Annotated in this window: 27 protein-coding genes, 7 tRNA genes, 1 pseudogene and 1 riboswitch; of the genes and pseudogenes, 25 read left to right on the top strand and 10 right to left on the bottom strand. The window is 55.5% G+C overall.

The window, feature by feature from the left end; genetic code table 11:
- Positions 1-75 precede the first annotated feature (75 nt).
- Complete coding sequence (locus AC3WJN_RS02815; RefSeq protein ID WP_005829114.1) at positions 76-642, top strand: PepSY domain-containing protein; 567 nt, start codon at positions 76-78, stop codon at positions 640-642.
- Between the two features lie 190 nt (positions 643-832).
- Positions 833-1,765 (top strand): manganese-dependent inorganic pyrophosphatase, encoded by a 933-nt coding sequence (locus AC3WJN_RS02810; RefSeq protein ID WP_005829112.1) that lies wholly within the window; start codon positions 833-835, stop codon positions 1,763-1,765.
- Between the two features lie 158 nt (positions 1,766-1,923).
- Here AC3WJN_RS02810 and AC3WJN_RS02805 read toward each other — a convergent pair whose 3' ends face one another.
- A complete protein-coding gene (locus AC3WJN_RS02805) occupies positions 1,924-2,094 on the bottom strand; it encodes a hypothetical protein (RefSeq protein ID WP_005829110.1) in 171 nt (56 codons plus the stop codon).
- A 120-nt stretch (positions 2,095-2,214) separates the two neighbouring features.
- Between AC3WJN_RS02805 and AC3WJN_RS02800 the strand changes: the two genes are divergently transcribed.
- The 10 genes from AC3WJN_RS02800 (at position 2,215) to AC3WJN_RS02755 (ending at position 9,986) form a co-directional block, all read left to right on the top strand.
- A complete protein-coding gene (locus AC3WJN_RS02800) occupies positions 2,215-2,973 on the top strand; it encodes a MerR family transcriptional regulator (protein WP_122953226.1) in 759 nt (252 codons plus the stop codon).
- Positions 2,974-3,201: 228 nt separating this feature from the next.
- A complete protein-coding gene (locus AC3WJN_RS02795; RefSeq protein WP_007784689.1) occupies positions 3,202-3,471 on the top strand; it encodes a cupin domain-containing protein in 270 nt (89 codons plus the stop codon).
- A complete protein-coding gene (locus AC3WJN_RS02790) occupies positions 3,449-3,580 on the top strand; it encodes a YbaK/EbsC family protein (RefSeq protein ID WP_005829104.1) in 132 nt (43 codons plus the stop codon). The genes AC3WJN_RS02795 and AC3WJN_RS02790 overlap by 23 nt, the downstream gene beginning before the upstream one ends.
- Positions 3,581-3,657: 77 nt before the next feature.
- Positions 3,658-4,605, top strand: coding sequence for an MBL fold metallo-hydrolase (locus AC3WJN_RS02785; RefSeq protein WP_492329218.1), 948 nt, complete (start codon positions 3,658-3,660; stop codon positions 4,603-4,605).
- Between the two features lie 135 nt (positions 4,606-4,740).
- Positions 4,741-4,889, top strand: a riboswitch (cobalamin riboswitch).
- 150 nt (positions 4,890-5,039) lie between these two features.
- Positions 5,040-6,017, top strand: a complete 978-nt coding sequence (locus AC3WJN_RS02780) for an ABC transporter substrate-binding protein (RefSeq protein ID WP_492329217.1) — start codon at positions 5,040-5,042, stop codon at positions 6,015-6,017.
- A 2-nt stretch (positions 6,018-6,019) separates the two neighbouring features.
- Positions 6,020-7,057, top strand: coding sequence for a FecCD family ABC transporter permease (locus AC3WJN_RS02775; protein WP_122952936.1), 1,038 nt, complete (start codon positions 6,020-6,022; stop codon positions 7,055-7,057).
- A gap of 7 nt (positions 7,058-7,064) precedes the next feature.
- Entirely contained in the window at positions 7,065-7,841 is a 777-nt protein-coding gene (locus AC3WJN_RS02770; protein ID WP_005829098.1) for an ABC transporter ATP-binding protein, read from the top strand.
- Positions 7,842-7,854: 13 nt separating this feature from the next.
- A complete protein-coding gene (cobU, locus tag AC3WJN_RS02765; protein ID WP_122952935.1) occupies positions 7,855-8,421 on the top strand; it encodes a bifunctional adenosylcobinamide kinase/adenosylcobinamide-phosphate guanylyltransferase in 567 nt (188 codons plus the stop codon).
- 277 nt (positions 8,422-8,698) lie between these two features.
- Entirely contained in the window at positions 8,699-9,358 is a 660-nt protein-coding gene (locus AC3WJN_RS02760) for a YitT family protein (protein ID WP_007784680.1), read from the top strand.
- Positions 9,359-9,521: 163 nt separating this feature from the next.
- Positions 9,522-9,986 carry a hypothetical protein gene (locus tag AC3WJN_RS02755; RefSeq protein WP_035987238.1) on the top strand — a complete coding sequence of 155 codons (465 nt, stop codon included), beginning with the start codon at positions 9,522-9,524 and terminating at the stop codon, positions 9,984-9,986.
- Here AC3WJN_RS02755 and AC3WJN_RS02750 read toward each other — a convergent pair.
- The 3 genes from AC3WJN_RS02750 to AC3WJN_RS02740 all read right to left on the bottom strand — a co-directional run bounded on the left by AC3WJN_RS02750 (position 9,983) and on the right by AC3WJN_RS02740 (position 13,306).
- On the bottom strand, positions 9,983-11,104 hold the full coding sequence (locus tag AC3WJN_RS02750; protein WP_238504304.1) for an N-acetylmuramoyl-L-alanine amidase family protein: 1,122 nt from the start codon (positions 11,102-11,104) through the stop codon (positions 9,983-9,985). The genes AC3WJN_RS02755 and AC3WJN_RS02750 overlap by 4 nt on opposite strands.
- A gap of 101 nt (positions 11,105-11,205) precedes the next feature.
- Positions 11,206-12,012: a WYL domain-containing protein gene (locus tag AC3WJN_RS02745; protein ID WP_492329216.1), complete on the bottom strand. Its 807-nt coding sequence runs from the start codon at positions 12,010-12,012 to the stop codon at positions 11,206-11,208.
- A complete protein-coding gene (locus AC3WJN_RS02740; protein ID WP_492329215.1) occupies positions 11,999-13,306 on the bottom strand; it encodes a helix-turn-helix transcriptional regulator in 1,308 nt (435 codons plus the stop codon). Before AC3WJN_RS02740 ends, AC3WJN_RS02745 begins: the two co-directional genes overlap by 14 nt.
- Before the next feature lie 219 nt (positions 13,307-13,525).
- Here AC3WJN_RS02740 and AC3WJN_RS02735 point away from each other — a divergent pair, with 219 nt between their 5' ends.
- The 3 genes from AC3WJN_RS02735 (at position 13,526) to thiM (ending at position 16,258) form a co-directional block, all read left to right on the top strand.
- Positions 13,526-14,707, top strand: a complete 1,182-nt coding sequence (locus tag AC3WJN_RS02735) for an RtcB family protein (protein WP_007784671.1) — start codon at positions 13,526-13,528, stop codon at positions 14,705-14,707.
- Positions 14,708-14,937: 230 nt separating this feature from the next.
- Complete coding sequence (locus AC3WJN_RS02730) at positions 14,938-15,444, top strand: hypothetical protein (protein ID WP_237716657.1); 507 nt, start codon at positions 14,938-14,940, stop codon at positions 15,442-15,444.
- Between the two features lies 1 nt (position 15,445).
- Entirely contained in the window at positions 15,446-16,258 is an 813-nt protein-coding gene (gene thiM / locus AC3WJN_RS02725) for a hydroxyethylthiazole kinase (RefSeq protein WP_005829082.1), read from the top strand.
- A 274-nt stretch (positions 16,259-16,532) separates the two neighbouring features.
- Here thiM and AC3WJN_RS02720 read toward each other — a convergent pair whose 3' ends face one another.
- Entirely contained in the window at positions 16,533-16,736 is a 204-nt protein-coding gene (locus AC3WJN_RS02720; RefSeq protein WP_005829080.1) for a hypothetical protein, read from the bottom strand.
- A 139-nt stretch (positions 16,737-16,875) separates the two neighbouring features.
- Positions 16,876-17,160 (bottom strand): phospholipase A2 family protein, encoded by a 285-nt coding sequence (locus tag AC3WJN_RS02715; protein ID WP_007784666.1) that lies wholly within the window; start codon positions 17,158-17,160, stop codon positions 16,876-16,878.
- A 286-nt stretch (positions 17,161-17,446) separates the two neighbouring features.
- Here AC3WJN_RS02715 and AC3WJN_RS02710 point away from each other — a divergent pair.
- The 7 genes and pseudogenes from AC3WJN_RS02710 to AC3WJN_RS02680 form a co-directional block, all read left to right on the top strand.
- Positions 17,447-17,539: transfer RNA gene (locus AC3WJN_RS02710), tRNA-Ser, on the top strand.
- A 4-nt stretch (positions 17,540-17,543) separates the two neighbouring features.
- Positions 17,544-17,617: transfer RNA gene (locus tag AC3WJN_RS02705), tRNA-Glu, on the top strand.
- A gap of 101 nt (positions 17,618-17,718) precedes the next feature.
- A tRNA-Val gene (locus AC3WJN_RS02700) sits at positions 17,719-17,794 on the top strand.
- An 11-nt stretch (positions 17,795-17,805) separates the two neighbouring features.
- Positions 17,806-17,892, top strand: a tRNA-Leu gene (locus AC3WJN_RS02695).
- 340 nt (positions 17,893-18,232) lie between these two features.
- Entirely contained in the window at positions 18,233-19,591 is a 1,359-nt protein-coding gene (locus AC3WJN_RS02690; RefSeq protein WP_492329214.1) for an ABC transporter substrate-binding protein, read from the top strand.
- Positions 19,592-19,714: 123 nt separating this feature from the next.
- Positions 19,715-20,731, top strand: a complete 1,017-nt coding sequence (locus AC3WJN_RS02685) for an ABC transporter substrate-binding protein (RefSeq protein ID WP_290426261.1) — start codon at positions 19,715-19,717, stop codon at positions 20,729-20,731.
- A pseudogene (locus AC3WJN_RS02680) lies at positions 20,704-21,084 on the top strand (LysR family transcriptional regulator substrate-binding protein); the annotation flags it as partial. The gene AC3WJN_RS02685 and the pseudogene AC3WJN_RS02680, both read left to right, overlap by 28 nt.
- A gap of 154 nt (positions 21,085-21,238) precedes the next feature.
- On the opposite strand, the gene AC3WJN_RS02675 reads toward AC3WJN_RS02680, so the two are convergent.
- Positions 21,239-22,054, bottom strand: coding sequence for a hypothetical protein (locus AC3WJN_RS02675; RefSeq protein ID WP_492329213.1), 816 nt, complete (start codon positions 22,052-22,054; stop codon positions 21,239-21,241).
- Between the two features lie 419 nt (positions 22,055-22,473).
- Here AC3WJN_RS02675 and AC3WJN_RS02670 point away from each other — a divergent pair.
- The 3 genes from AC3WJN_RS02670 to AC3WJN_RS02660 all read left to right on the top strand — a co-directional run bounded on the left by AC3WJN_RS02670 (position 22,474) and on the right by AC3WJN_RS02660 (position 22,725).
- Positions 22,474-22,547: transfer RNA gene (locus AC3WJN_RS02670), tRNA-Gly, on the top strand.
- 8 nt (positions 22,548-22,555) lie between these two features.
- A tRNA-Met gene (locus AC3WJN_RS02665) sits at positions 22,556-22,629 on the top strand.
- 20 nt (positions 22,630-22,649) lie between these two features.
- Positions 22,650-22,725: transfer RNA gene (locus AC3WJN_RS02660), tRNA-His, on the top strand.
- A 284-nt stretch (positions 22,726-23,009) separates the two neighbouring features.
- Here AC3WJN_RS02660 and AC3WJN_RS02655 read toward each other — a convergent pair.
- The 3 genes from AC3WJN_RS02655 to AC3WJN_RS02645 all read right to left on the bottom strand — a co-directional run bounded on the left by AC3WJN_RS02655 (position 23,010) and on the right by AC3WJN_RS02645 (position 24,880).
- Positions 23,010-23,378, bottom strand: coding sequence for a glyoxalase superfamily protein (locus tag AC3WJN_RS02655; RefSeq protein ID WP_005832832.1), 369 nt, complete (start codon positions 23,376-23,378; stop codon positions 23,010-23,012).
- On the bottom strand, positions 23,375-23,839 hold the full coding sequence (locus tag AC3WJN_RS02650) for a DinB family protein (RefSeq protein ID WP_005832830.1): 465 nt from the start codon (positions 23,837-23,839) through the stop codon (positions 23,375-23,377). The genes AC3WJN_RS02655 and AC3WJN_RS02650 overlap by 4 nt, the downstream gene beginning before the upstream one ends.
- 132 nt (positions 23,840-23,971) lie before the next feature.
- Entirely contained in the window at positions 23,972-24,880 is a 909-nt protein-coding gene (locus AC3WJN_RS02645) for an EamA family transporter (protein WP_026557402.1), read from the bottom strand.
- Between the last annotated feature and the right edge of the window lie 242 nt (positions 24,881-25,122).

Here is a 25,122-nt window from a genome sequence, read left to right as displayed (position 1 = left end):
TTTTAATCTTTCTCTCGCTTTCTGCTCATCTGCCTCTTGTACGATGAGGTCAGTAGAAAAAAAGGAGAGAGAAACATGAAGAGAAACGTCATTATGATAGCAGCAGGTGCAATCGTCGTGGGGAGCCTTGGCGCGTCAGCCATGGCGAAGACATACCAGCACAATCCTCAGCCGAACCAGCAGCCGACCAGCTTCAACTATTTGCACGTGGATGACGACGTTCCGTTCGGTTGGGAAAAGCAAATCCGCATCACGTCTGAGCAGGCGCAAAAACTGGCCCTGGGCGTCCAGCCTGGCGTCATCAAGGAATGGAAGCTGGACCGCGCGGGAAAAACGCTTGTGTACAAGGCGGAGATTTTCCACAACTACCGTGAGATCGACGTCTACGTCGACGCGGTAACGGGCGAGGTTTGGCGCGAGAACGATCCGGTGCGCAAGCAGAAAACGGTGAAGATCACTGTGGAGGAAGCGAAAAAAATCGCGTTGTCCAAAGTAAACGGAAGCATCAAAAAAATCAAGCTGGACGAAGACGACGGCTACTACATCTACGAGGTAGAGGTCCGCACAGGCAACAGACAGGAAGCCGAGATGGACATATCGGCTACGACTGGCGAGATTTTGAGCATGGAGTGGGACGACTAAGTTGTAACGCGCGAGCACAGTCCGCAGCAAACCGCAAACCGGCCTTTGTCCAGACGATAAGGCCGGTTTTTTCATTTTCTGGCAATTCCGTATTCCCATTCATCAGCGTAGAACCTATAATGTTACTTGGGATTACCCGCTAGATTGTGGTATAATTTTGACGCCAATATACGACTAAGGAGTATGGATGATGGAAAAAAAGCTAATCTTCGGTCATAAAAATCCAGATACGGATTCCATTTGCTCGGCGCTCGTCTACGCTGATCTGAAAACGAAGCTCGGCGCAAACGTAGAGCCAGTTCGCCTCGGTGTCATCAGCAGCGAGACGGCGTTCGTCCTGAACTACTTCCAGGTAAAAGAGCCTCGCCTCGTGGAAACCGTGGCGAACGAAGTCAACGAAGTAATCCTCGTGGACCACAACGAGCGTCAACAGAGCGCAAACGACATCGAGCAGGTGCAAGTAGTCGAGGTAATTGACCATCATCGCATCGCGAACTTCGAGACAAGCAATCCGCTGTACTTCCGCGCGGAGCCTGTCGGCTGCACCACGACCATCTTGAAAAAAATGTACAAAGAAAACGGCGTGGAGATTCCAAAAGACATCGCGGGTCTGATGCTGTCCGCGATCATTTCCGACACGCTGCTGCTGAAATCCCCGACCTGCACAGAGCAAGACGTAGCCGCTGCCCATGAACTGGCGGAAATCGCAGGTGTGGACCTGCAAGCGTACGGACTGGAAATGCTCAAGGCAGGCGCAGATTTGAGCGACAAAACCATCGCCCAACTGCTCTCCCTCGATGCCAAAGAATTTCAAATGGGCAACGCGAAAGTGGAAATCGCCCAAGTCAACGCAGTAGACGTCAATGACGTGCTGGCTCGCCAAGGCGAACTGGAAGCGGCTATTTCCGCCATCATCGCGGACAAAGGTCTAGACCTGTTCGTGTTCGTCGTAACCGACATCCTGAACAACGACTCTGTGGCGCTGGCGCTCGGTACGGCTACACAAGCGGTAGAAAAGGCGTACAACGTCACGCTGGTTGACAACAAAGCCGTTCTCAAAGGAGTCGTTTCCCGCAAGAAGCAGATCGTGCCTGTATTGACAGATACATTCCAGGCTCTCTAAAAATACGCTACCGAAATACCAAAAAACACAAAGGCTGCCCGCGAAATGTGGGCAGCCTTTTTTCCTATCAAATAAAAACGGATCAGATTCTCATCCAGGATAAGGGCAACCAAGGCTGCGCCAAGTCATCGGCACAGCCTTTGGTTTTCTCATGGCGCTCAAAACGGATTGTGGTTGTGATGACTCAGATGGTTCATCGTCTGCTGCGCATAGGCGTCATCGTCGTAATGCCGGATTGCGTGTTTGTCTCTTGCCCGCAGGCTGATCGAGCCTGTCAAAAAGTAGGCGGCGCCGAGAACAGCCAAAATAACAACGAGGGTATAGAGCATTCGAAAGTCCCCCTTTTTCCAGTGGCTTACCAATAGGTTAACATATTTTTCCTGACAGAACTACGGTTGACTTTGACGGTGCGTAAATGTGTACGATGAATTTGTCAGGAGGGATGGAAGATGGAATATACGGTGCAAAAGCTGGGTCTCCTGGCGGGCGTCAGTACCCGGACGCTCCGATACTACGATGAGATTGGCCTTCTCAAGCCGGCGAGAATCAATTCATCCGGGTATCGCATTTACGGGCAGGCAGAAGTGGATCGCTTGCAGCAAATCTTGTTCTACCGCGAGTTGGGTGTGAGCTTGGAGGAGATCAAGGAAATTGTCAGCTCGCCGACCTTCGACGCCGTCCAGGCACTGCGGGAGCACCGCGCGAAGCTGCTGGACAAACGGGCTCAGCTCGATCGGCTGATCGCCAATGTCGATCTAACCTTAGCGCAAAGAGAGGGGACGAAAACGATGACGGACAAACAAAAATTCGAAGGCTTCAAGCAGCAACTGATTGATGACAACGAGAAGCAGTACGGGCAAGAAATTCGCGCCAAATACGGCGACGAGCAGGTGGACCGTTCCAACCGGAAATTCAAGGAAATGACCGAGGAAGAGTACAACCGGCTTGAGCAGTTGAACGCAGAGTTGCACAAGACGCTGGAAGAGGCGTTTGCCACGGGAGATCCGGGCAGTGAGCTTGCGCAGAAAGCGGCCGACCTGCATCGCCAGTGGCTGACGTTTTACTGGGACAGTTACAGCAAGGAAGCGCACGCCGGGGTGGCGCAAATGTATGTGGACGACCCGCGCTTCACCGCCTACTACGATAAAACCCAGCCGGGACTGGCGGCGTTTCTCCGCGATGCGGTCGTGATTTATACGCAAGCGTAGACAGCCGATAGCGTCGAGAAAAACAAACCGCGCACCGCCCTGAATCAGATCGGAAAGCTTCGATCCGATTGGGGCGGTGTTTTTTCATGCCTGTTTCATGCCCAAGCTGGCCTGGCTCACGCCCCTTGGCTGGAACCGGAATTTTTTCGCTGATGAAAACTTTTGGCCCAAGGGAGTGAGCCATCCGTCCATCGAGGTCGAGTTTTTTCGCGCTGAACGCGTGTTACCGTGAACAGACAGCGGGCGAGCAGCAGGGAGCCGCCCAACCGCTTTTCTTTTCTGTTTGTTGCGTTATATAATCTGTTCGAGCTGGACCCGGGCGCGAGCTATCTCTCCATGCCGCACAATGACGGTGTTTACGAGTATATAAGCGTCAGCGCCGGACGGTTTGCCTTGAAAATCAAGGAAGAGACGTTTCGCCTCGGCGAAGGGGACGCGATTCGCTTCACGGGCAACGTCCCCCACGCGTACAGCAATGACGGCGAACAGCCGCTATGAAGTCATTTGGGCGGCGGCAGGGCATCCGAAAGCGGTGTTTCGACTGACTCCCGAGCAACTGGTGCAAATGACGAACGGACAGGTCGCCTGTATCGCTTCGTGCCGCTAGCGGCAAAGGGGTCTATCGCCTCGTTGTAGAATAGATGATAAAGTGGAAATATTCCTAAAACAACGAGGAGGGTATACATGAAAGCTACAGAACCGATTTTCCTGGGGCATCGCATCCATCTGATCGACGGGTTTGATATGGGCTGGGCGCAGCGGACGGGAACGTACGTCATCGCCGAGGACGAGCTGACCCTGGTCGAGACAGGGCCGAGTCCTTCTGTCCCGTACATACGGGAAGGGCTGCGCAGGCTCGGATTTTCCCCGGAGCAAGTGAAGTACATCATCGTGACGCACATTCACCTCGATCACGCGGGGGGAGCGGGACTTTTATTGCGCGAGTGCCCGCAGGCAAAAATCGTGGTGCATCCAAAAGGAGCGCGCCATCTGGTGGACCCGAGCCGGTTGATCGCGGGCGCCAGAGCGGTGTATCACGACGATTTTGACCGCCTGTTCGACCCGATTGTCGCCGTTCCCGAAGAGCGGATCATCGTGCGCGCCGACCAGGAGACGCTGCAAATTGGCGCCAACTCTGTCCTGGAATTTTGGGACACGCCGGGACATGCCAACCATCATTTCAGCATTTACGACCCGGTCAGCCGCGGCATGTTCACGGGAGATACAGCGGGTGTCTTCTATCTGCAGCTTCAACGGGACGGGATTCACTTCGTCCTGCCGTCCACCTCGCCGAACCAGTTTGACCCGCAGGCGATGCTGCGCTCCGTGGAACGCTTTGAACAGCGCGGGCTTGCGCGAATCTATTTCGGGCATTTCGGCATGACTGACGATGTTGCCGACGTCTATCGGCAGGTGCGCGAGTGGCTTCCTGTCTTTGTCGCGGAAGGGGAGGCGGTCGTAGCCGCCGGACTCGGCGATGGCGAACTGGCGGAGCGGCTGTTCGGGCGTGTACTGGCGCATCTGCAATCGTTCGGGATCGGCGACGGGCATGAGGTGCTGGACGTGCTGCGGCTCGATTTGCAAGTATGTGCGATGGGAATTGTCGACTATTTGCAAAAGCGCAGGAAATAGCGGGAGACGCCAGACAGCGGGTACGAGACGGGCAGCATGGGCTTACGTAGCCGTGGCAGCAGCGAAAAAGCATTCTTTTTTTGGCAAAGGAATGCTATCATGATGGATGAGTCTTAGCAGTTGTAGGCCATTGCAATTGAATACGCGCAAACAGGTGCCTTGGTCCTTGCCAAAGGACGAGGTGAAAAGGGAAGCCGGTGCAAGTCCGGCGCGGTCCCGCCACTGTAAAGCGGCTGTCGCAATAGCTGCCAAGCCAGGAGACCTGCCTGTTTGCCTGATGTGCCTGCGCCTTCGCGGAAAGGTTCGGCCCGTTCAGGACGTTTTTTTGCGTGAGCATGGATGAGCCTGACATGTCGACCCTTTGGTTCCGGTTGGAAGCGAAGGGTTTTTGTTTGCTAAGAATCAACCAGTCGCACAGAAAGGAAGTCATACATATGAAACGCGCATGGAAACTGCTCAGCCCGCTGGTGCTTGCTGCAAGTCTCGTCGGCTGCGGCGGCAACACCCAGACGGCACCTGCTCCGCAGGCAGAAGCACTGCAGACAGCGCCACAGGACGCGGCTGCCAAGCAGACCGTCTACCCGCTTACCGTCACAGACGCGACCGGAAAAGAAGTGACCGTGGCAAAAGAGCCGCAACGAATCGTCTCGACTTCCCCGGCAGAGACGGAAATCTTGTTCGCGCTCGGCTTGAACGAGCGGATTGTCGGTGTCTCCGACTTCGACGACTATCCGGCAGAAGCGAGCACGAAGCCAAAAGTGGGCGGAGTCGTCAAGCCGAGCGAAGAAGCGATTCTCGCCCAGTCGCCCGATCTGGTCATCGGCGGAATTTCGATGGAAAAGCCGGTTGCCGACAAGCTGAAATCGCTCGGCATGCCAGTGTACGTCACGCATCCGAAAAAAGTGGATGACATCCTGAACAACATTTTGACGATGGGGGTTATCACCAACCGACAGGAGCAGGCGGAAAAAGTCGTCGCCGCGATGAAGCAGGATATCGCCCGCGTACAGGAAGCCGTCAAAGCGGTGAAGCCGGAAGACAAGAAAAAAGTGTACCTGGAGTTTGCGCCAGGCTGGACCGTGGGCAAAGGGGAGTTTCTCGACGAGCTGGTGACGCTGGCAGGCGGGACGAACATTGCGGCCGACACAGAGGGCTGGAACCCGATCAGCGAGGAAAAGATTTTGAAAAGCGATCCCGACGTCATTTTGTACGCCAAAGGCATTACGGATGACAAGACGGGCACGAAGCTGGAAGAGATCATCGCAAAGCGCAACGGCTGGGATACGATGAAGGCGATCCGCGAGAAGCAAGTGTTCGGAATGGACCAAAACCTGCTGGCGCGCCCAGGCCCGCGCATTACACAAGGTTTGATCGAGGTAGCTAAAGCGATTTATCCTGACCTGGTGAAATAAAAATGAAAAAGCAATGGCTTATATGGGGAGGAGCGAGCAGCCTTGTGCTGCTCGTATCCGTGGTGGTCAGCATTTCGATGGGGGCGGCGTCGCTCTCTCTTTCGCAAGTATGGCTCATCCTCTTGCACCAGCTTCCCGGCATGTCGGAGTGGATTCCGGCGACATGGCCGGAGTCGTCCGAGCAGATCGTGATGAAGGTGCGTTTTCCGCGCGTCGTACTGGCCATTTTGATCGGAGCTTGCCTGTCGCTTGCGGGCGCGGGCTTTCAAGGCGTGCTGCGCAACCCGCTTGCGGACCCGTTCACGATGGGCGTAGCGTCCGGTTCGGCCGTCGGGGCGGCTTTTCTGATCCTGTTCGGCTTGCAGTTTGCTGTTCTTGGAGAGTGGAGCACGCCTGTCGTCGCCTTTTTGACGGGGCTTGTCAGCTTGTGGATTGTGCTTGCCCTCGCCAAGACGCAAGGCAAGCTGCAGACGGAGACGCTGATTTTGTCTGGCGTCGTCATTCAGGCGTTTCTCGGCTCGCTCGTGTCCTTCATGGTGTCGCTGTCGGATCAGACGGTGAACGAGATCGTTTTCTGGCTGATGGGAAGCCTGTCGTTTCGCGGCTGGGCCTTCACGTACGTCCTGGTCCCGTATTTGCTGATCGGCGTGCTCGTGCTGCTTGGCTATGCCCGCTCGTTGAACCTGTTTGCGCTCGGGGAGCGGCAGGCGGCGCATCTCGGAGTCAACGTCGACAAGACGAAGCTCATCATTTTGCTCGTCTCTACGCTCCTGACTGCAGCGGCGGTTTCGATTGCGGGCGTCATCGGGTTTGTCGGGCTGGTCGTGCCGCATCTGGTGCGGATGATGGTCGGGCCTGACTACCGCATTTTGCTGCCGATGGCGACCATCTGCGGCGGTGTGTACGTGCTGTGGGCGGATACGCTGGCGCGAATGCTGCTCGTGCCGACAGAAATCCCGCTCGGGGTCGTGACTGCGTTTTTGGGAGCGCCGTTTTTCGCCTATTTGCTGAAGCAAAACAAACGGATCGGAAGGAGGTAGTCGCGTCATGATCGAAGTGCGCGGGCTGCAAAAGTCTTACCAGGATGTGTCCGTCCTGCGCGAGATCGGGTTTACAGTCCAGCAGGGCGAGTTTTTTGGCATCATCGGCCCGAATGGGAGCGGAAAATCAACGCTTTTGAAAATGCTCTCCGGTGTGATTGCCGCTGATGCGGGAGAAATCACGCTCGCGGGCAAACCGGTTGGCCGCTATACGCGCAAGGAGCTGGCGCGGGTTCTCGCCGTACTCGAACAGGAGGGGCTGCCTCCGGTCGGCTTTCGCGTTCGCGAGGTGCTGGAAATGGGGCGCTACCCGTACCAAAACTGGCTGGGCGAGGAACAGACAGACGTCGGGCCGCTCATCGACGAGATCATGCAGCTTTTGGGCCTGACACCGCTTGCCGATCGCACGCTGGATCAACTGAGCGGAGGGGAAAAGCAGCGCGTCGCCTTGGGCAAGGCGCTCGTGCAAAAGCCGCAGGTGCTGCTTCTGGACGAACCGACGACTTATCTCGATATCGGCTACCAGATTCAACTGATGGACATTGTGCGCAAGTGGCAAAAGACGACGCAGGTGACCGTGGTCGCGGTGCTCCACGACCTGAATCTCGCTTCGCTCTATTGCGATCGCATCCTGATGCTGCACAAAGGCGAGCAGATCGGCGTAGGCACGCCAACAGACATGCTGCAAAGCGACCGGATCGAGGCGGTGTACGGGACGCGGCCGATCGTCATGGAGCATCCTGTCCACCGTTTGCCGCAAATCATGCTGCAATCCGGGTCGTAATGGGGGAATACAGATGATCGTACTCGTGACAGGCGGCGCTCGCAGCGGCAAGAGCACCTTCGCGGAAAAATACGCGGCCCATCTGGGGCAATCGGGCGTCTATATCGCCACCGCGCAAGCTTTTGACGAGGAGCTGCAGGAGCGCGTAGCCAGGCATCGCGAGCGCAGGCGAACGAGCGCGTTTTGCTGGGAGACGATCGAGGAGCCTTACGCCCTCGCAGACGTGATCCGCTCGCTTGGGCAACGGGACGAGCTGGCGCAAAAACAGGCGGTCGTCGTGGTCGATTGCCTGATCGTCTGGCTGTCCAACTGGCTGATTCGCCACGAGCAGGACGAGGCGTTCGCGCGCACGCTTGCGCAGGCAGACGAGCTGATTGCGGCTGTAGAGGACTTTCCCGGGACGATTTTGTTTGTCACAAATGAAGTCGGGGCCGGACTGGTGCCGGAGTATCCGTTAGGGCGCATGTTCCGCGATCTGGCAGGCTTGATGAATCAGCGGCTGGCGACGGTGGCCGACCAGGTGTTTCTGCTCACAGCAGGCATTCCGCTGGAACTCAAAAGCAGGGCGTTTCGCTTTTAGGCAGGGGAAAAGACGGTTTCGCGTCGTCTTTTTCCCTTTTTTGTGCTATACTATAAGAAAAGCAATGGAAAGGATCAGGATACCATGCGTCCCCATAGGACGATCTGGAAACGGTATGACCTCTCCTACATCTAGCTTCGTAGTAGTCGACCGTCACTTGGACGACTAGCCTACTACGAAAGCGAGGCCCTTTGTATGAGTAGCGACTTATACTTGCGATGTTCCTCCGTAGTCGGTTGGTCGTCTGTGCCAAAACCGACAAAAATGCGAGGAATCGATGATGAGGAGAGCGCTGCAATTTACTCGACGTTACGGTATGATTTTGTTTGGAGCATGTTTGCTTGCTTTTGCGTATTATCACATCAACTTTCAGAACCACTTGTCTGAGGGCGGCTTCGTCGGCCTGGGGTTACTGGCCAAATACGCCTTTGACCTGTCGCCAGCGATGATGATTTTACTCTTGGACATCCCGCTGTTTCTGGTTGCCTGGTTAGTGCGAGGGCGTCAGTTCATCTGGGACACGATCTTTGCCTCACTGGCGTTTACCGGGTTTTATGAACTGTTCGAACAGTTTTCCCCGATTGTGATGGATATGAGCAGAGTGATGCCGCTCGCTTCTGTGTTGTCCGGGGTATTGACCGGACTCGGCACCGGGCTGGTTCTGCGCTACGGAGCTGCGACAGGCGGCGACGATATTTTGTCCCTGTTGCTCAGCAAGTACACAGGATTGTCGATCGGTACGATTTTTCTGTTGCTGGACGCCATGGTGTTGGGCCTGTCGTTCTGGTATGTACCGATGAAAGAGATGCTCTACACCATTTTGGCCGTCGTCATCTCCAGCCAAGTGATTACCTGGACGGTGAATGCCGGCGGTGCAGGAATCGCTGTGGAGGAAGAGGCGCACGGACATGGCAACGTCTCGATGACACACCAATGATGAGAAATCCAGTTGAAAAACATGCCTATACAAAAGCGCGAAAAAGGCCAGGTCGGTTTACCAGTCGACTTGGCCTTTTCCCTGTTCCTGTACATAACGACACGGGGAAGTAGTGGATACTAACCCATACGTAAAGCTGTCTGACGGAAAGGACGGGGTCTGCATGAGCGATCGTTTTTTTGGCAACTACAAAGCGTTCGTGGTCATCCCGGAAAAAAAACAAAAGGCGGGGCCGAAAGCGTTTGATCCGAGCGACTACACCCGCCACTTCGTTCTCACATTTTCCTTGTATGATTCGCTGATTGCAAACTGGAAGGAAGCCGCCAAGTTCAAAGTCCAGCCGCGACAGGGCCTGGCGCGAGTCGTCGACGCCTTTAACCTCAAGCATGGCGGCGATGCTTACCTGCAAATTTTGGAAATGGAGGAGGACCAGTCCTACTTTGTGCTGGCGCTGTCCTGCAAAACAGCCAGCGATCAGGAGCAGGCGGTCATGAACCGGATCACCCATCTGCTGGAAAAAGATTTCGCGACGGACCTGTTGATCGGAGAAACGTGGTACCAGCTTATTGGCACCAAAGGCAAGTTCGAGCGCAAGCTGTTCTCCTACAGCATCCAGCCGTACCACTAGCCGCCGAAGTAGTCGGCAAGTCCGTCCACGATCGCTTGCGCTGCTTTTTCCTGGTAAGCGGCAGTGCGAACGAGCTGCTCGTCTTTCGGATTCGACAAAAAGCCAAGCTCAACAAGCACAGACGGCCTGTCGTTTTCGCGCAAAACGTGGTAGTCGCCGAAAGAAATGCCGTTGCTCTTCAAGCCGATCCCGCCTGCCAGACGAGTCTCGATGCTTCGCGCGAGGTCGTAATCTTTGTTTTGCGCGTAAAAAAACGTCAAGGTCCCGCTGTTCGGCTTCGTGGAGGAGTTGTAGTGAATACTGACAAAGGCGTCCGCCGCCTTCGCTTCGCTAATGGCTACCCGCTGGGCGAGAGAAGGCTTTTCCGCATCGCTCGTCCGGGTCAAAATCACCTGTGCCCCTCGCTGGCGCAGCTTGCTCGCCACCAGCAGCGAAGTTTGCCGATTCAGCGTCTTTTCTTCGGTACTCCATTTGGTTCCGAGCGTCCCCACGTCGCTTCCTCCGTGCCCCGGATCAATGACAATCACTTTTCCCCGCAATCCGCCTGACTTGTTGCTGCTGCTTACGACGCGGTTGCTTGTCCCCTCGCGGATGTACATGGACGATACCCAGCCTGTTTTTCCATCGGCGGTTCTGGTTTGCAGCCAGTCGGCCTGCTTTTTGAGTATCTCAACCTGTGTGCCCATGGCGAGCACATGAAGGATGTCGTGCTCCAGCCCAGGGCCTTTGCGCATGCGCAGGGCATCCGCCGCTACGGTCCCGGTCTTTTTGCTTGCCGACGCAGCAGGAGCGGGAGCAGGAGCTGGCGAGGCAGCAGTGCCTGCTTTGCCTTTTTGCAAATAATAGCCGGCTACCCAGCCGCTCGCCTGCTGGTATTTGATCTTGACCCAGCCATGGGAATCTTCCGAAACGACAGCCACAGTAGTGCCGTATTTCAGCGTGGCGACGACGGACGACTGGAGGGACGGTTCGCTGCGAACGTTCAGGGAAGTCGCGACGACTTTTGCCTGGGAAGAATTTGCTGTTGCTTGCGTCGGCTCCATGAGCGCGGGCCATGCCAAAAGCGCCGTCAGCAGGCCCGCTCCCAGGAGTGACGCTGTTTTTGCGGTTAGTTTCATGATGTGTACCTCTGGTCTCGATTGTCTGTCTCTCTTTGGACAATGATAAAGGGAAACGAAATCGTCCAGTAGTGCATTTTTTCCTGATTTTTCTTAGGAAATTAGTGAAGGGGAGGCGCGTAGCGGGCCAAAGCGTTTGCCGCCGACTCGGCCATGCGCCGTTTGAGCTGGTCGTTTTCCACTACTTTTACCCGCAAACCGAGAAAGCGGAGGCGCGACAAAATAAACTCCTGCTCGTCTTGCAAAAAACGGAGCGTAATCGTGTACTCCTGCGTGTCCGGGTCGTAGGCGACTTCTTTGTCGAAGCAGGAAAAGGCGTACAAAATGCGCTGCAGCTCCGGGTTGTAGCGGCGCACGACCTGAATTTTCGTCGTTTGTCGGCGCGCCGCGAGCATGTTTTCGATCACGGGCAAAAAACTGTCGTACCACGCGTCCTCGACGTAGATTTCCTTCGCGGAACGGATGAGCGACAGCGGCGTTGTGAGCAGATGCTCGGAATCGAAGGTCAGCCAGATGAGATACCAGTCTTTTTTGGCGAGCGAGTACTCCAGCTTGTACGGGACGCCGCGCTGGTTGCGGTAGGCCCGGCCGTTTCGGGTGCCCGCGTGGATCAGGATGTGGTTTTTGCCGAGAATGATCCGGCGCAGCTTGCGGACGAGCGGATGCCAGACGTTCCGGGTTCGCGCTCCGGCTTTTTCGATGAACAGCTCGCGTTCGTCAGCCGGCGCGTAGGCGGCTGTCAGTTGTTGCAGCTTGGACAGCGTCCCGGCTTCGAAAAAGCTTTGCGCCGCCGGGTGCTTGAGCATCATGGCGAGCCACGCCTTTTCGTGCGACGTCACCGGGTACAAGCCAGCCTCGTCCAGCCGGGTGACGAGCTGATAGTTGTGGATTTTGTCAAACAGATTCATAGTAAGCGAGCAGCTCCTTCCATTCCTTTTGAAATTGCCTGCGCAAAAAGAGCGGCTCCAGCACCTCGCAACTGGAACCGAAGCTGCGAATCCACGGCGTGATCTCCAGCGTGCTGTTGACCGTAATTTCGTAGAGGAAGCTTTCCCTCGTCTCTTCCGTAATCACGCCCCACTGGCCCTGGGCCTCGACCCGTTCCTTGATGAACGAGTGCGGCGTCCCTTTGGGCTGGAAAAATTTCAGCCGGATCGTCACAGGCTCCCCCGTATCAATCAGCCAACTGTGTTGAATGCGCTCGTCTACGCGCGTCTGCATGCGCGAAAAAACGTCCGGCGCAGCCTGTCGGCCGAGAGCAAGCTGGGTGATCCCTTCCACCCGGTACTTTCGCAGCGGTCTTTTTTCGCTTTCCTGGGCGAGCAAATACCAGCGTCCGTACTGATGGTCAAACACGACCCGCAGCGGATATACATTCTGCGGCTTGCCCGAGGAGTCGCGCAGGAAGGCGGGGTTCGTGTTTTGCGAATCGTAAAATTTGCGCCGTTTGGGCGTGAAGTAGCAAAATTCCACCATTCTTTGCTCGGCGATCGCAGTGGCGAGCAGCAGCGCCTGATGCTCGTCGAGGATGCGGGACACAAAGTGGTACTTGTACAAAAAGACGGCCCAGTCCTCGCGCTCGAGCCGGGTGTCCAGGCAGCGCTTGACTTTATGGCGCAAAAGGTAGCCGGGCACAGCGGGGAGCTGGGTGTTGGCCATGACGTCGATAAAGTCATGCAGGTCCAACAGCTCGTCATCGGCGAGCGAATTCCACAGCTCCTGGTCAAAATGATAAACATAAGGCCGCGCGTCGCCGCTCTTTTTGATGACGGCCAGCTCTTCCAAGTATTTCAAGTCCTGGCGCAACGTTTTTTCGTCCGGCACTTCGCCCGTCGGAGTCGCGAGAAACGCGTCCAGCAGCTCCTTGATCGAGCGCGGCTGCTGGCTGAGCTGCTCGAGGATGCGGGACAGCCGCTCTACCTCCGATTCCTTGAGCGATTTGGCGTGGTAGAGGAACATCAAAAAATTGTCTGTCACAGCAAAGTAGTTGTAGCGAAGCTGCGCGTAGTAGCCTTTTTTCTCGCTATCTGTCACGTGCTGGTAGAGGGTGGACTGAATCTCCCTGAGCTTTTTCACGGTTTTGTCCAGCGTATGGACGGAAATGCCCAGCCGCTCCGCCAACTGCTGGCGGTTGTACGCCCCTGCGGTCAAAAACATCAGGCGCAGCAACTGCAATTCTTTGTCAAAGCCTTCTTTTGCCATCCGCATTCATCCTTATCTGTGCGGTAATTTCCAAATTAGTCCTCATATTACGAAAGCGGGGGAGCACAAGTCAAGACGTGGCGACGATTTTGCCAAAAATAGCGGGTCGTAATACTTTTGCCATGTTCAGCCATGGAAAAATCAGCGAAGATAGCAGCAAGAGAAAGCCGTCGCGTTGTCTGCTGGCGCGGCTCGGCAAGGAGAGGAGCAACAACGAAAATGAAAACGATCGATCACGGGAATTGCCATCGGGAAGTGCAGCTTGGCGCTGGCTCCGTTCACGTGTTTGCCAATGACGAAGTGTTTGCCACATTTGGGCAGCGCGTGTTCGAGATGGCGGAACATAACTTGCGCATCCCTCGCAATGTGTACTTTTCCTATACGCCGGATGCCCATGTCGGAATCGGGACGTGCATCGGGACGACGGCCGTCTGGAATATGCATGACGGGTTTGTGTCGCCCTCGATTGTCGGCTCGGATATCGGCTGCGGCATGCGCGTGCACCTGACGCCGCTGCATCGGGATGAGCTGAAAGACAAGCAATTGAAGCGCGAGCTGATTCAGGCGATTGAAACGTACGTGCCGACGACGGAGCGCGGGCAAACGAGCTACACCGATATTTCCCTCGAAGAAGTGGTGAAGCATGGCCTGAACGGCCTGCCTGCCGCGTATTTGGCGGAGCCGGCGGGCGAGCCGGGCGGGGTGAGCCGCTCCTTGACTCATGTGGAAAAGCATACATTTGCCTTCGATCACGCGGCGCTTGCGCACATCCCGGCCAAGTCGTGGCAAAGAGCGTGGGGACAGCTCGGCACGCTCGGCGGCGGGAATCATTTTATCGAAATCCAGTCGCTCGAAATCGCGGAGGACAACCGGGAGATCGCACAGGAATGGGGCTTGTTCGACGGGCAGGTCGTCATCATGATTCACTCCGGCTCCCGCGCCTGGGGCGCCATGCTCGGACGGGATTACACGAAAAGCTTCAAGGAAGCGATGTTCAAGTGGGGGATTGAAAATCCGGAGCCGAGCCTGGTCTACGCCCCGATTGATACAGAGGAAGGCAAGCGATATTTGAACCTGATGTACTCGGCCTTGAATTACGCGGTGGTGAACCGCCATCTGATCGGCTATGCGGTCGAGCGGGCTTTCCGGGACGTGCTGGGAAAAGACTTTTCCACGCCGGTCCTGTACGATTTGATGCACAATTACGCCTTGCAGGAATATCACCGCAACACGCCGATGCTCGTCCATCGCAAAGGGGCGACCAAAGCGCTTCCGGCTGGCCACTTCCAAAATCCGAAGGCGTACAAAGACGTGGATCAGATTATTGATTCCGTCGTGGGGGCAAAGCTGGCGACAGTCGTAGCCAAGTGCAAGCCGCTCGTCGCGATCAAAGGAGTATGAGCCGAGATGGTTTCCGCTGCCGGGCGGGAGCCATCTTTTGCTTTCCTTTTGGCAAAATAGGTTCGAATGTAACATAAATTGCACCGCTTCCCCAACCGATATGAGAAAAGAGACCAAATAGGGGAGATAGGGGAACAGCTATGGCTACATACTACTACTTCACCTGCCAAAAGTGCCGGACCCGGGGGGGAGTTTTCGGCGAACAACCTTGGGGGTGGGGGAACTTTGACATGATCGAGTCCTTTAAGTTCCTGGCTCATCACATTCGCACGTGCGGGGAGGAGCACATCCGCGTCATCTCGGAGGAAGTGGACGAATACATCGATCAGCTTCACGGAGAGTACAACACGTTCCTGGAGCAGACGAAGCATATTTTTCCGCACTCGAAGGATTGGGAGTTTCTCGACCGCTGGAAGTCGCTAAAAGTTGAGGAATTAAAGGAAAAATGGGTAGAGGAAAACCGGATTGCCCACCCGGATGACCGCTTGAAGATTTACGGCACGCTTGTGGAAGTGGAAGTTTTGCAAAGAAGGGCCGGACGCGTTTCCTTCCTGGCGACCGTGACGGACCGTGAGAAAACAGCGTGGAGGCTTTCTGCCACCATGCCCGAATTGCCTGCGCTCGAGCAATCCTATATCATCATAGGAGTAAGACAGGATCATCCGGAGCTGGGGGAGATTGTGGAAGTGTTCAAGATGATTCCCCAGTCTGCAGATACGAAAGAGAGGGATCGCTAGGATGAAGCTTGAGTCCATCGGCAAACTGCTGGAAACAGTACGAAAGCGCAATCCGCTGGTGCACAACATCACAAACGTCGTCGTGACCAACTTCACGGCCAACGGCTTGCTCGCCCTCGGCGCGTCACCTGTCATGGCTTACGCCGAGCAGGAAGTCGCTGATATGGCGAAAATCGCAGGGGCACTCGTCCTGAACATGGGAACGTTGAACGAACGCGAAGTAGAAGCGATGCTGATCGCCGGAAGCTCGGCCAACTGCCACCAGGTCCCGGTGCTGTTTGACCCGGTAGGCGCAGGCGCAACCCCGTACCGCACGGAAACCGCGCAAAAAATCGTGCGCGAGCTGGACGTGACCCTCATTCGCGGAAACGCGGCAGAGATTGCCAACGTCATCGGAGAGGCGTGGGAGATCAAAGGCGTGGACGCAGGCGAGGCGGGCGGAGACGTCGCAACGCTGGCAAAAGCGGCGGCGCAAAAGCTGAAAACGGTCGTGGCGATTACCGGAAAGGTCGACGTCATTGCCGACGGCAGCCGGGTGTACGCCATCCATAACGGCCATCCGATCTTGACCAAAGTGACAGGCACGGGCTGCTTGCTGACTTCCGTGATGGGCGCATTTGCCGCTGTGGAAAAAGACACGCTGTTAGCCGGAGCCGCCGCACTCGTCACATACGGTGTCGCCGCCCAGCTCGCCGCGCAAAAGACGGCCGACGAAGGGCCGGGCAGCTTCCAGATTCAGTTTTTGAATGCCCTGTCCGTCGTGACCGCCGACGATGTGCACCGCCTGGGGGTTATCGAGCAGGTGGGGCTGTAGGCGAAAAGCGTGTAGGCGTGCAGGCATCTGTCCGTGCGATTTGCGGCAGCCTGTCGTTGTTGGGGGAGAGGGGATTCCTCCTGTTTCCGTTAAAATTTCTTCGTATTTAAGAAGAAAGCGGAACTAGCAGGCTTTTGTACAGAGCGGCCCGCTACTCGCAAGCCGCCACTCCGTTGCTTCGCTTTGCCATGCGCGGTTTGCATGGCTTTTTTGTACCGTAAAAAATCCCCTGGTTGCCCAGGGGACGAAAATGATCGTGGCTATATGGCTAGGATTAGGATAGGTAAGTTAGGGCGTAGCTGTAGTTTCGCAGCGTATAGGATAACAGCTTCTTCTGGTGCTCCGAGAGCGCGAGGAATACAAATTCTACTTGATCATTTTCAAACGGGCGGACATAAAAGCAGGAAATTCCATGACAAATAATTTCTTTCTTTAACGTCAGTGCTGCACTGGCATCGGTTCGTATATGCACTTCCACGGCCTTGTACCCTCCTTGGACATTCACTAGAGTACCAAAAAAAGCCAAAGGAAAAACACGGGAGTTATGGCAGATTCATGTCCAAGGTGTTACCATTTTTTGTATGAAGAATGACAATCGTGACAATTCGCAAAACAGCCTATTTCAAGTCGTCCGGAATGCATTTGGAGCGGGAAAAATAGGCGGAAATCATCGCGGCCACCCTGCCCTTTTCCGTGTTCATGTCGATTTTGTTTTGCAAGCAGCGCAAAAGCTCCTGGTCGCAGCTACAGGAAAAATAGCCGCGCTTTTGATAGCAGCGGTCGTGCTTTTTGCAGCAGCGGTCGATATCGTCAATCGGGGCGCCCGGCCCCGAACAGCCCGGGCCGCACCAGTTTCCGTACAAACAAGGAATCCGACCTGCCCGCCGTCTTCTTCTGCCCACCAGCCATCACTCCGCATCGTCAATGATTATTGGTAGCATATTGGAAAAGCGGGGAAGTTGCTTTAGGCAATTTCCACGAAAATTGACGCAAAAACTTGCGAAGCAGAGCGGAGAGAGGGTGGTGTCATGGCGGTCGCTGCCAGGACGAGAACGCCAGCGGGGAGCCGCTTCGTTTTCACAGATTTGCACGCAGAAAAACTTTTAAAATACTCCTTGAAATCGGTTGTTAGATATGATAGATTAGTTCTTGCCCGAGCGATATGCGAACAGGGCAAGCGGAAAATTTGGATGGATGTCCGAGCGGCCGAAGGAGCACGATTGGAAATCGTGTAGGCGGGGTCGACCCGTCTCGTGGGTTCAAATCCCACTCCATCCGCCATCATGGCCCGTTGGTGAAGCGGTTTAACACAGCAGCCTTTCACGCTGTCATACAGGGGTTCGAATCCCCTACGGGTCACCTAGTTCCCCCACAAAGCGAAGTGGATGCGTTGTAACAACGCCGAGTACTTTGCGGGGCCCCAACAACTGGTTGGAACCCGACTTTTGTCGGGGAAGAGTGGAGGCTTAGCTCAGCCGGGAGAGCATCTGCCTTACAAGCAGAGGGTCGGCGGTTCGATCCCGTCAGCCTCCACCATTTTCATATTTGCGGTCGTGGCGGAATTGGCAGACGCGCTAGATTCAGGTTCTAGTGGTGGCAACACCGTGGAGGTTCAAGTCCTCTCGACCGCACCATATCGTAAACGACAGGTTCCAGTCTGCTTTTGTGGCAGGCAGGGGCCTTTTTTGTTAGGCGTTCGCGCTCTCTCCGCTGGCGCTGCCATATTCGGCGCGGCCGTTTCGGAATGGCCGAAGCGTACGGCAAACACCAACGGCTTAGGCATGGACAAAGCGACCCGCGAGACTTGTTGATTGTACAAGGCGTCTCGCGGGTTGTTCGTTTCTTCTCCTTGAAGCGGCTCCCCCTGCCATGCCAGCACCTTGTCCCCAAAAACGTGGCCCCAACAGGTCGCTTGGGCAAGATATGGTATAACTAAACTAAAAAGAAAGAGAACGCAGGAAAGAGGTTGCATGCATGGACTCGGTTCTTCACGTTTTAAAAGAGTGCAGTCTCCTGGCGTGGGAAAAAGGGAAGCCGTCCCTGGAAGTGGCGTTCTCGTCCCCGACGATGCTCGCCCCGCTGTCAGGGCGAATGCGCATGCAGGACGGCAAGCGGACGGTTTGGCTGGGCCCGGAACAAATCGTGCTTTTGCGTCCGGGCCACTCGGTGACGATCTGCGCCGACAAAAACGAGAGCCCGCCTGTTTGCCGCCTGTCCTTCGAGAGCTATCGGCTGGCGGAGCACGACGATGAGCAGCTCGTCTACCGCAACGACCGCAGTTGTTTGCCTGCGAGCGGCTGGGTCACGAATCGACTGCCGTATCGGGCAAATGTGCTGCTGAACGAGCTTTCGCACGCGTGCCAGCAAGCGTCCGCCCACGGCCAGACGGCAGAGCAAAAGCAGCACCAGCGCTTGTTCAAAGAGCTGATGGAGCTTGCCCTTCAGTACGAAATTACGCCTGAACTGGATTGGGAGCCGTCGATCCAGAAAGCGATAACCTATATCGAGGAAAACTACCGAAGCCCTATTACCCGCCCCGAGCTGGCGCGGCTGGCCGGATTTCATACAAGCTATTTTTCGACCTTGTTTGCGAAAAAGCTGGGGTGGGGCTATTCCGAATATTTGAATCGCGTGCGGATCGACCGCGCCAAAGAGCATTTGCTGACGTCGGCCATGACGGTCAACGGCGCATACGACGACGAGCAGCTCGCCAACCTGAAAGCGGATCTCGTCCTGGCTCCGACCTACTTTTATTACACGCCTGGCAGGATGAAGCGACTGCAAAACATCGCCCCGGTGCTGGCGCTGGAATGGGACAAGCTGGACCCGCTCGCGGAGCTTCGGCTGGTCGGCAAGCTGATTGGCAGAGAGCGGGAAGCGGAGCGATGGATCGAGCGCTATCAGGCACAGGTCGAAACCGCGAGAAAACAACTGCAAAAGCTGATCGACAGAGGGGACACGGCCGCCGTCTACGAGCTGCGCCACGATGGCGTCTTCATCTGGAACAAAACGGCGAGAGGGGCGTACAACCTGTACGACGCCCTTGGCTTCCGTCCGCCGGAGAGCGTGCACAGGGACGTGCTCGTGCCTGGACGGCATCTCTGGATTGCAGCAGACAGGCTGCCCGAATACGCCGCAGACCATATGTTTGTCATTGATGCCCGCGATGACCATGGTGCGGGTGTGCATGGCCTGAGCTTGCCAGCCTTCGAAAAGGCTCCCGGACAGGTGTATGCGCTGGAGCTGAACGAATTTTGGAGCAGTGACGGCTTGGCGCTAGAGCGCCAGTTGCACATCCAGACAAATTGCTTGCTCCGCGGCGGCGCAGAGTGAACATTTGTCCAGAAAAAACGGCAACTTTATGAAATAGACGGTGTATGGAAAAGCTTGCTATGATGGGTACGGATTTTATTGATAAGGTCGTTTCCCATTTTTAGCAAGAAGGAGCTGTACAGGATGAAAAGAAACAAGGTTGGAGCACACAGAGCGCCTGGCATGCTGAGCGCCTTACTATTGGCGATGGCGGTATTGCTTGCGGCTTGCGGTGGAGCCGGAGGGGGCAGCGGGGCCTCGCAGGAAAACGCAGTAGAGGGGCAAACAGCGGCAACGGCTGCGACGAGCGGAGAGGCCAAGCCGTCTACCCGTAAAGTAAAGACGGTCAACGGAGAAATTGAAATTCCGGCCGAGCCAAAGCGCATTGTCGCCCAAGGATATTTGGCTACCTTCCTGGCACTCGGGATCAAGCCTGTCGGGGCACCGTTCTGGGATATCGACTCCCCGCATATCAAGGCACAGACAGAGGGCATCGAAGACATCGGCACGATTGACGCCAGCAGTGTGGAGAAAATTTTGGCCCTGAATCCCGACCTGATCGTCACGCTGAGCGACGACCCCAAGCTCTATGAGCAGTTGAGCAAAATCGCGCCCACACTCGTTTTCGTCCATACGACATTCAAAGACTCGCGCGAGCAAATCCGCACGTTCGGGGAGATTCTCGGCAAGGAAAAAGAAGCGGAAGCCTGGATTGCCTCTTTCAACGAAACGGTAGAGAAAGCAAAGCAGCGTATCAAGGGAGTCGTCGGCGAAAACGCGACGGCTGCGATCATGGGCGACTTCGACAAGCAACTGGTGGTGTACGCCGACGGCCTTTGGCGGGGAGCCGAAGCCATGTACAAGCATCTTGGGCTGAAGCGACCGCCGCTGGTGCAAAAAAGCGTAGACGAGGGCAAAGAGCATGTGACCATCTCGTTAGAGCAGGTCAACGAATTTTCCGGCGACTACCTTTTTGTGGAGTCGGGCAAGCAGGCGGGACTTGATCCGAGCAATCCGATCTGGAACACGCTGGACGCAGTCAAAAACGGCCGCGTTTACCAGATGGATACCGACTATTTTTGGCCGTACGACCCGATTGCCGTAAAAGCACAAGTCGATCTGATTGCCGACATGCTGGTCGAGGGCAAGCATCAGTTTTGACAGCGGAATATTTCCTCCTGCCATCTGGATACATGCTGAAATCAGCCCTCGAGCCAGCTTACGTGTACGAAGGCGATGAACCTGCCCGGCTGGTTGCGCTCGTAGAGGCGGGAATCGGCATCGCCTTTATCCCTTGCACGGGAAGGAGCTTGCACGAGCAGGTCCACTATTTGCGGGTAGAGGGCTGCAATTTGGCGCGCGAGATCGCTTTGCTCTGGCACAAGAGCCGGTACATTTCCCGCGCTGCCCGGGAGTTTCGCGAGATCGTGGAGGAATACTTTGCGGACGTCACGAGCAATGCGCTGCTGTCCTTTTGCAAACCGGATGCTTTCCGCTTGGAGCGTGGAAAATGACAGGCAGACGGGCGGCCACGACAGCCAGGTCAGAGCCAGTCTGCTGCTGTTTGCCACACAAGAAAGAATACGAAAACCCACCTTTACGAGCGGGCCGCAACATCTGGCGCGGCGTGGTCGCTCCACTCGTAAAGGTGGGTTGTTCTGTCTCGCGTTACGGGGCGAGTTCCAGGTCAGGTGCGGACTGGGCGTTTTCTGCCGAAGACTCGCCGCTGCTCGATTCATCTGCATTGCGGGGAGGGGCAGCGGTGCTGAAAGATTCGGCTTCGGCAAAATTCGTCTGCTCGCTGAGCTGTGCTGTCAGCGCCTTAAACTTTTCTCCCATCTGCTCATCGAGCCTGCCCATCGTCTGTTCCAGTGCGGCCACTTGCTCGCGTTTGGCTGTTGCCGTTTGGCCTGACAAAGCCCGGCTTTCGTCCAGCTTGATCTCCTGATTCAACACCCGGATGCCGCGGGCGATTTTATGTTTCTGGGCAGAAAGCTGTTCGAGCTGCTCCAAGTTACCGGACAACGCCATGAAATGCTGGAAGGCAGGTTCTTCGGCAGTCTGGTTGCCAGCGTCAGCGGGTTTTTCAGGAGTCGGCTGTTTGCTGTCTGCATCCTGGACGAACGTCTTCTGCATTTCATCCAGCTTGATTTGGCTGATTTGTTCATCCAGAGCGCGAATTTGCTCATCGAGCGCCTTGATCTGCTCCTGGATGCCCTGGGCTTGCCCGCCCGATTTCAATGCTGACTCATATAATTTGCTTTTGCTCTCTTGCAGCTTTTCCCGTTGGGGCTGCAACGATTGCATCAGGTCATTTTTTTTCGACTGGTTGTTTTTCGCAAAAAGGCTGCGAGCCTGGGAACTGACAGTGACGGAATCGGCTTGTTTTTTTTGCTGCCTGTCCGCTACTGCCTGATTTTCAGCCCCGTTGCTTAAGCGAAGGGGGCTTTGGGGGTGCAGGGCGTGCGACATGGAAATTTTCACATGGGTTCCTCTTTTCCAATCAGCGGTAATGCTGCTTCTCCTGTTACCATCGGCTATATTTTTCCATTTGTGTATAGGAATTGCGGACAATGGTTAAAGTTTTTTTGAACGGAGAAGGCCGCAAAAAACAGCCTGCCTATCATGAACTAGGGCGAATTTCCGCGAACGGCTCGGAGGAAGCAGGATGTTTTTCTTCTATATAATATACAAAGGACAGCCCGCGCCGTCGCGGACGGACAAGTTTGTGCTTGTCGACCCGAGCCTATACACAACGGCTTTATATGGCGTCACTTTCCATATCCTTGACTTTTTTTTCACATATGTTACAATTACGCTTGTAAAAGAGGTCCGAAAACCACTTTTCAGCAATGCGAACCTGGCAAGCGACAGCTTGCGCAAAAGGGGACAGCATTTGTTTTGCGGGTGTAGTTCAATGGTAGAACTCCAGCCTTCCAAGCTGGTCGCGTGGGTTCGATTCCCATCACCCGCTCCATAGCGTTTGGCGGTGTAGCTCAGATGGTCAGAGCGTTCGGTTCATACCCGAAAGGTCGGGGGTTCGACTCCCTCCGCCGCTACCTGATTGATTCCACACATGGCGGTCGTGGCGAAGGGGTTAACGCACCGGATTGTGGCTCCGGCATTCGTGGGTTCGAGTCCCATCGATCGCCCCATAGTAGAAACAGCAAAAGCCCAGCGAGATTCCTGCACGGATCTGGCTGGGCTTTTTGTATGCGCATTTTCAGGACGAGTTTCTCGCTCGCTACATGTTGCGGTGCAGCATGGCAGTGGTCCGAGCATAGGCACACATGCGATCGACCGCCCCGCCTTCATGCGGCGAAACATGCAGGCGGTGCGAAAAAAGCATACAAGCGCGCGCACGAGAAAGGTTCGCGGCGGGGCGACACAGTTCCTTACGCGGCCAAGAAGCTGCCAGCGGGAGCTTGTTTTTGCCTGCTTACGGAAAAGGATGCGGCTGAAAAAAGTGAATCCGGTTGCCAAACGGGTCTGTCACGCACACCTCGCGCGTTCCCCATGGCGTTTTTTCCAGACCGGGCCGGGCGTATTTGTACGACTTGCCGGTAAGCGTCTGGTGCAGCAGCTCGATGTCCTCGACCTGCACGCGGACAGCCGCGCCCGGACAGGCGTCTCCGTGATGTTCGGTTAAGTGCAGCACGCACTCGGGCGACGAGACTTGCATGTACAGCGGAAAATGGTCCTCGTAGCGATGCTCCCAATCGACCTGAAATCCGAGAAAATCGACGTAAAACTCCTTCGCTTTTGCTTCGTCAAAAATGCGGAAGACAGGCGTGACGGCAAGAGTCATCTGTTCACAAACCTCCTTAATGCAGTAATCGTGGACAAATGCAGCCCTTCGTGAAAAATCGTCCGCACCAGCACCTGGGCGATGGTGTGCATGCCAGATTCGGTGGCAGGAAATGGTTCCTCCAGCCGCTCCCCATAGGCGGAGCGAATTTGCTGAGGCTGTTCTTCCAGCAAGGCGAGGATGGTTTGCAGGGGAGGGGGAGGAGATTGCCAGTCTGCCGGTTTGGTCCCGTAGCCGAACCATTCGCGGAAGCCGGGCGGAATCGGAGCCTCCTCTTTCGTCAAGTGCTGCAGCCATAAGTATTGATCCAGATAGATGTGTCCCAAGTTCCACAAAATATTGTTGGAAAAGCCCGCCGGGACGATGAGCGCTTCTTCCTCTGACAAGCCGTTTACCGCCTCCAGCACTTCCTTTCGATAATCTTCCAACTGCTGAAAGAGGACAATATGCCGTTTTTCCATACCTCTGTTCCCTCCTGATTTCGCTTCTTCTTACCATTCCATGCCATCGCCGCTTTCTCCTATCCGCGAGAAGGGAAAGGCACAGAAAAAAAAGCGTGCCGGGTCCCCGGTGGACCGACACGCTTGATTCAATTACATGCCTTTTTTCTCCAAGACATGGGCGGGCGCGAAAAGCCTGCGCCATTTGATTTGCGGCACGCAGATGGCCGCGAGGATCATCAGAACGCCGCCCCATTGGGAAAGCGTCACGTTTTCTTGGAGGACAAAGCAGGACAAAAGCACGACGGTTGGCAACTCGACGGCACTCAAGATCGTGGCGAGGCCGTTGCCGATGCGGGGGACGCCTACCGCCAGGCAAAAAATCGGGATGACCGAGCCGAATACGGCAACGAGCAAGCCGAGCGGAAGCAGTCCGTCCATCAGCCGTCCATTGAGCAAAAAAGTAGGCGGGTAGACGATGGAGAGCATCACGGCTGCCATGCTGATCGTAATCGCGCTGCGCAAATAAGGATTCATGCCCGGAAGGACGCGCCCGCTGAAGAAAATGACCAGCGCGAACGTTGCCCCCGACAACAGGCCGCAGACCAGACCCGTGATGCTGACGTTTTGCAGCCCGCCTTCGCTAAGACCGCTGGCCAGCACCGTCCCGCCGCCGAGCATGAGCAGCGATACCCATTTTTCTGCTGTCGGCCATTTGCGGTCGACGAGCGATTCGAGCAGGACACCGATCCAGGTGAACTGGAACAACAGCACGATGGCGAGCGAAGCAGACACGCGACTGACAGCCTGATGGTAAAAAATACTGGTGGAAGCCATCATCAGGCTGACTGGCGCCAAAATCAGCAAATATTTCCAATGAAACCGTTCCCGCGAGAAGAACAAGGCCGCAATCGACATAATCAAGCCGCCGAAAATCAGTTGGCTCCCGCTCATTTCAAAAGGAGTGAAGCCAAGGGCGAACGCGTGCTTCATGAACAGGGACAGCACCCCGTAGCTGCATGCGCCGAGCAAGACTAACAAAACAGAACGCCAGTATGTCATAGGTAAAAATTCCTTTCTTATGACTAAACTCGGTTGAATAATGCCTATTGTACACCAGCGTTAAAAATGGTACAATGAAAAATTTGATCTCACTTCATTGTGTTACTGAGGTAATCAGATGTCTTGTTACATCGCTGCCATGGTAGCGAATGAAAGTGTCTCGAGCGCTTATATTGGTGATGAATACATAGCCGATTGGCGACAATTCCGTTACACTACTCTATAGGATGGGCACATGGCAA

Source organism: Brevibacillus sp. FW306-2-1A-C05A (assembly GCF_058781555.1).
This window is presented reverse-complemented; position numbering and strand designations above follow the sequence as displayed.

Excerpts from the sequence above, each read along its gene's own strand:
- AC3WJN_RS02815 (WP_005829114.1), top strand. The coding sequence starts at position 76 with ATGAAGAGAAACGTCATTATGATAGCAGCAGGTGCAATCGTCGTGGGG.
- AC3WJN_RS02810 (WP_005829112.1), top strand. The coding sequence starts at position 833 with ATGGAAAAAAAGCTAATCTTCGGTCATAAAAATCCAGATACGGATTCC.
- AC3WJN_RS02805 (WP_005829110.1), bottom strand. The coding sequence starts at position 2,094 with ATGCTCTATACCCTCGTTGTTATTTTGGCTGTTCTCGGCGCCGCCTAC.
- AC3WJN_RS02800 (WP_122953226.1), top strand. The coding sequence starts at position 2,215 with ATGGAATATACGGTGCAAAAGCTGGGTCTCCTGGCGGGCGTCAGTACC.
- AC3WJN_RS02790 (WP_005829104.1), top strand. The coding sequence starts at position 3,449 with ATGACGGCGAACAGCCGCTATGAAGTCATTTGGGCGGCGGCAGGGCAT.
- AC3WJN_RS02785 (WP_492329218.1), top strand. The coding sequence starts at position 3,658 with ATGAAAGCTACAGAACCGATTTTCCTGGGGCATCGCATCCATCTGATC.
- AC3WJN_RS02780 (WP_492329217.1), top strand. The coding sequence starts at position 5,040 with ATGAAACGCGCATGGAAACTGCTCAGCCCGCTGGTGCTTGCTGCAAGT.
- AC3WJN_RS02775 (WP_122952936.1), top strand. The coding sequence starts at position 6,020 with ATGAAAAAGCAATGGCTTATATGGGGAGGAGCGAGCAGCCTTGTGCTG.
- AC3WJN_RS02770 (WP_005829098.1), top strand. The coding sequence starts at position 7,065 with ATGATCGAAGTGCGCGGGCTGCAAAAGTCTTACCAGGATGTGTCCGTC.
- cobU (WP_122952935.1), top strand. The coding sequence starts at position 7,855 with ATGATCGTACTCGTGACAGGCGGCGCTCGCAGCGGCAAGAGCACCTTC.
- AC3WJN_RS02760 (WP_007784680.1), top strand. The coding sequence starts at position 8,699 with ATGATGAGGAGAGCGCTGCAATTTACTCGACGTTACGGTATGATTTTG.
- AC3WJN_RS02755 (WP_035987238.1), top strand. The coding sequence starts at position 9,522 with ATGAGCGATCGTTTTTTTGGCAACTACAAAGCGTTCGTGGTCATCCCG.
- AC3WJN_RS02750 (WP_238504304.1), bottom strand. The coding sequence starts at position 11,104 with ATGAAACTAACCGCAAAAACAGCGTCACTCCTGGGAGCGGGCCTGCTG.
- AC3WJN_RS02745 (WP_492329216.1), bottom strand. The coding sequence starts at position 12,012 with ATGAATCTGTTTGACAAAATCCACAACTATCAGCTCGTCACCCGGCTG.
- AC3WJN_RS02740 (WP_492329215.1), bottom strand. The coding sequence starts at position 13,306 with ATGGCAAAAGAAGGCTTTGACAAAGAATTGCAGTTGCTGCGCCTGATG.
- AC3WJN_RS02735 (WP_007784671.1), top strand. The coding sequence starts at position 13,526 with ATGAAAACGATCGATCACGGGAATTGCCATCGGGAAGTGCAGCTTGGC.
- AC3WJN_RS02730 (WP_237716657.1), top strand. The coding sequence starts at position 14,938 with ATGATCGAGTCCTTTAAGTTCCTGGCTCATCACATTCGCACGTGCGGG.
- thiM (WP_005829082.1), top strand. The coding sequence starts at position 15,446 with ATGAAGCTTGAGTCCATCGGCAAACTGCTGGAAACAGTACGAAAGCGC.
- AC3WJN_RS02690 (WP_492329214.1), top strand. The coding sequence starts at position 18,233 with ATGGACTCGGTTCTTCACGTTTTAAAAGAGTGCAGTCTCCTGGCGTGG.
- AC3WJN_RS02685 (WP_290426261.1), top strand. The coding sequence starts at position 19,715 with ATGAAAAGAAACAAGGTTGGAGCACACAGAGCGCCTGGCATGCTGAGC.
- AC3WJN_RS02655 (WP_005832832.1), bottom strand. The coding sequence starts at position 23,378 with ATGACTCTTGCCGTCACGCCTGTCTTCCGCATTTTTGACGAAGCAAAA.
- AC3WJN_RS02650 (WP_005832830.1), bottom strand. The coding sequence starts at position 23,839 with ATGGAAAAACGGCATATTGTCCTCTTTCAGCAGTTGGAAGATTATCGA.
- AC3WJN_RS02645 (WP_026557402.1), bottom strand. The coding sequence starts at position 24,880 with ATGACATACTGGCGTTCTGTTTTGTTAGTCTTGCTCGGCGCATGCAGC.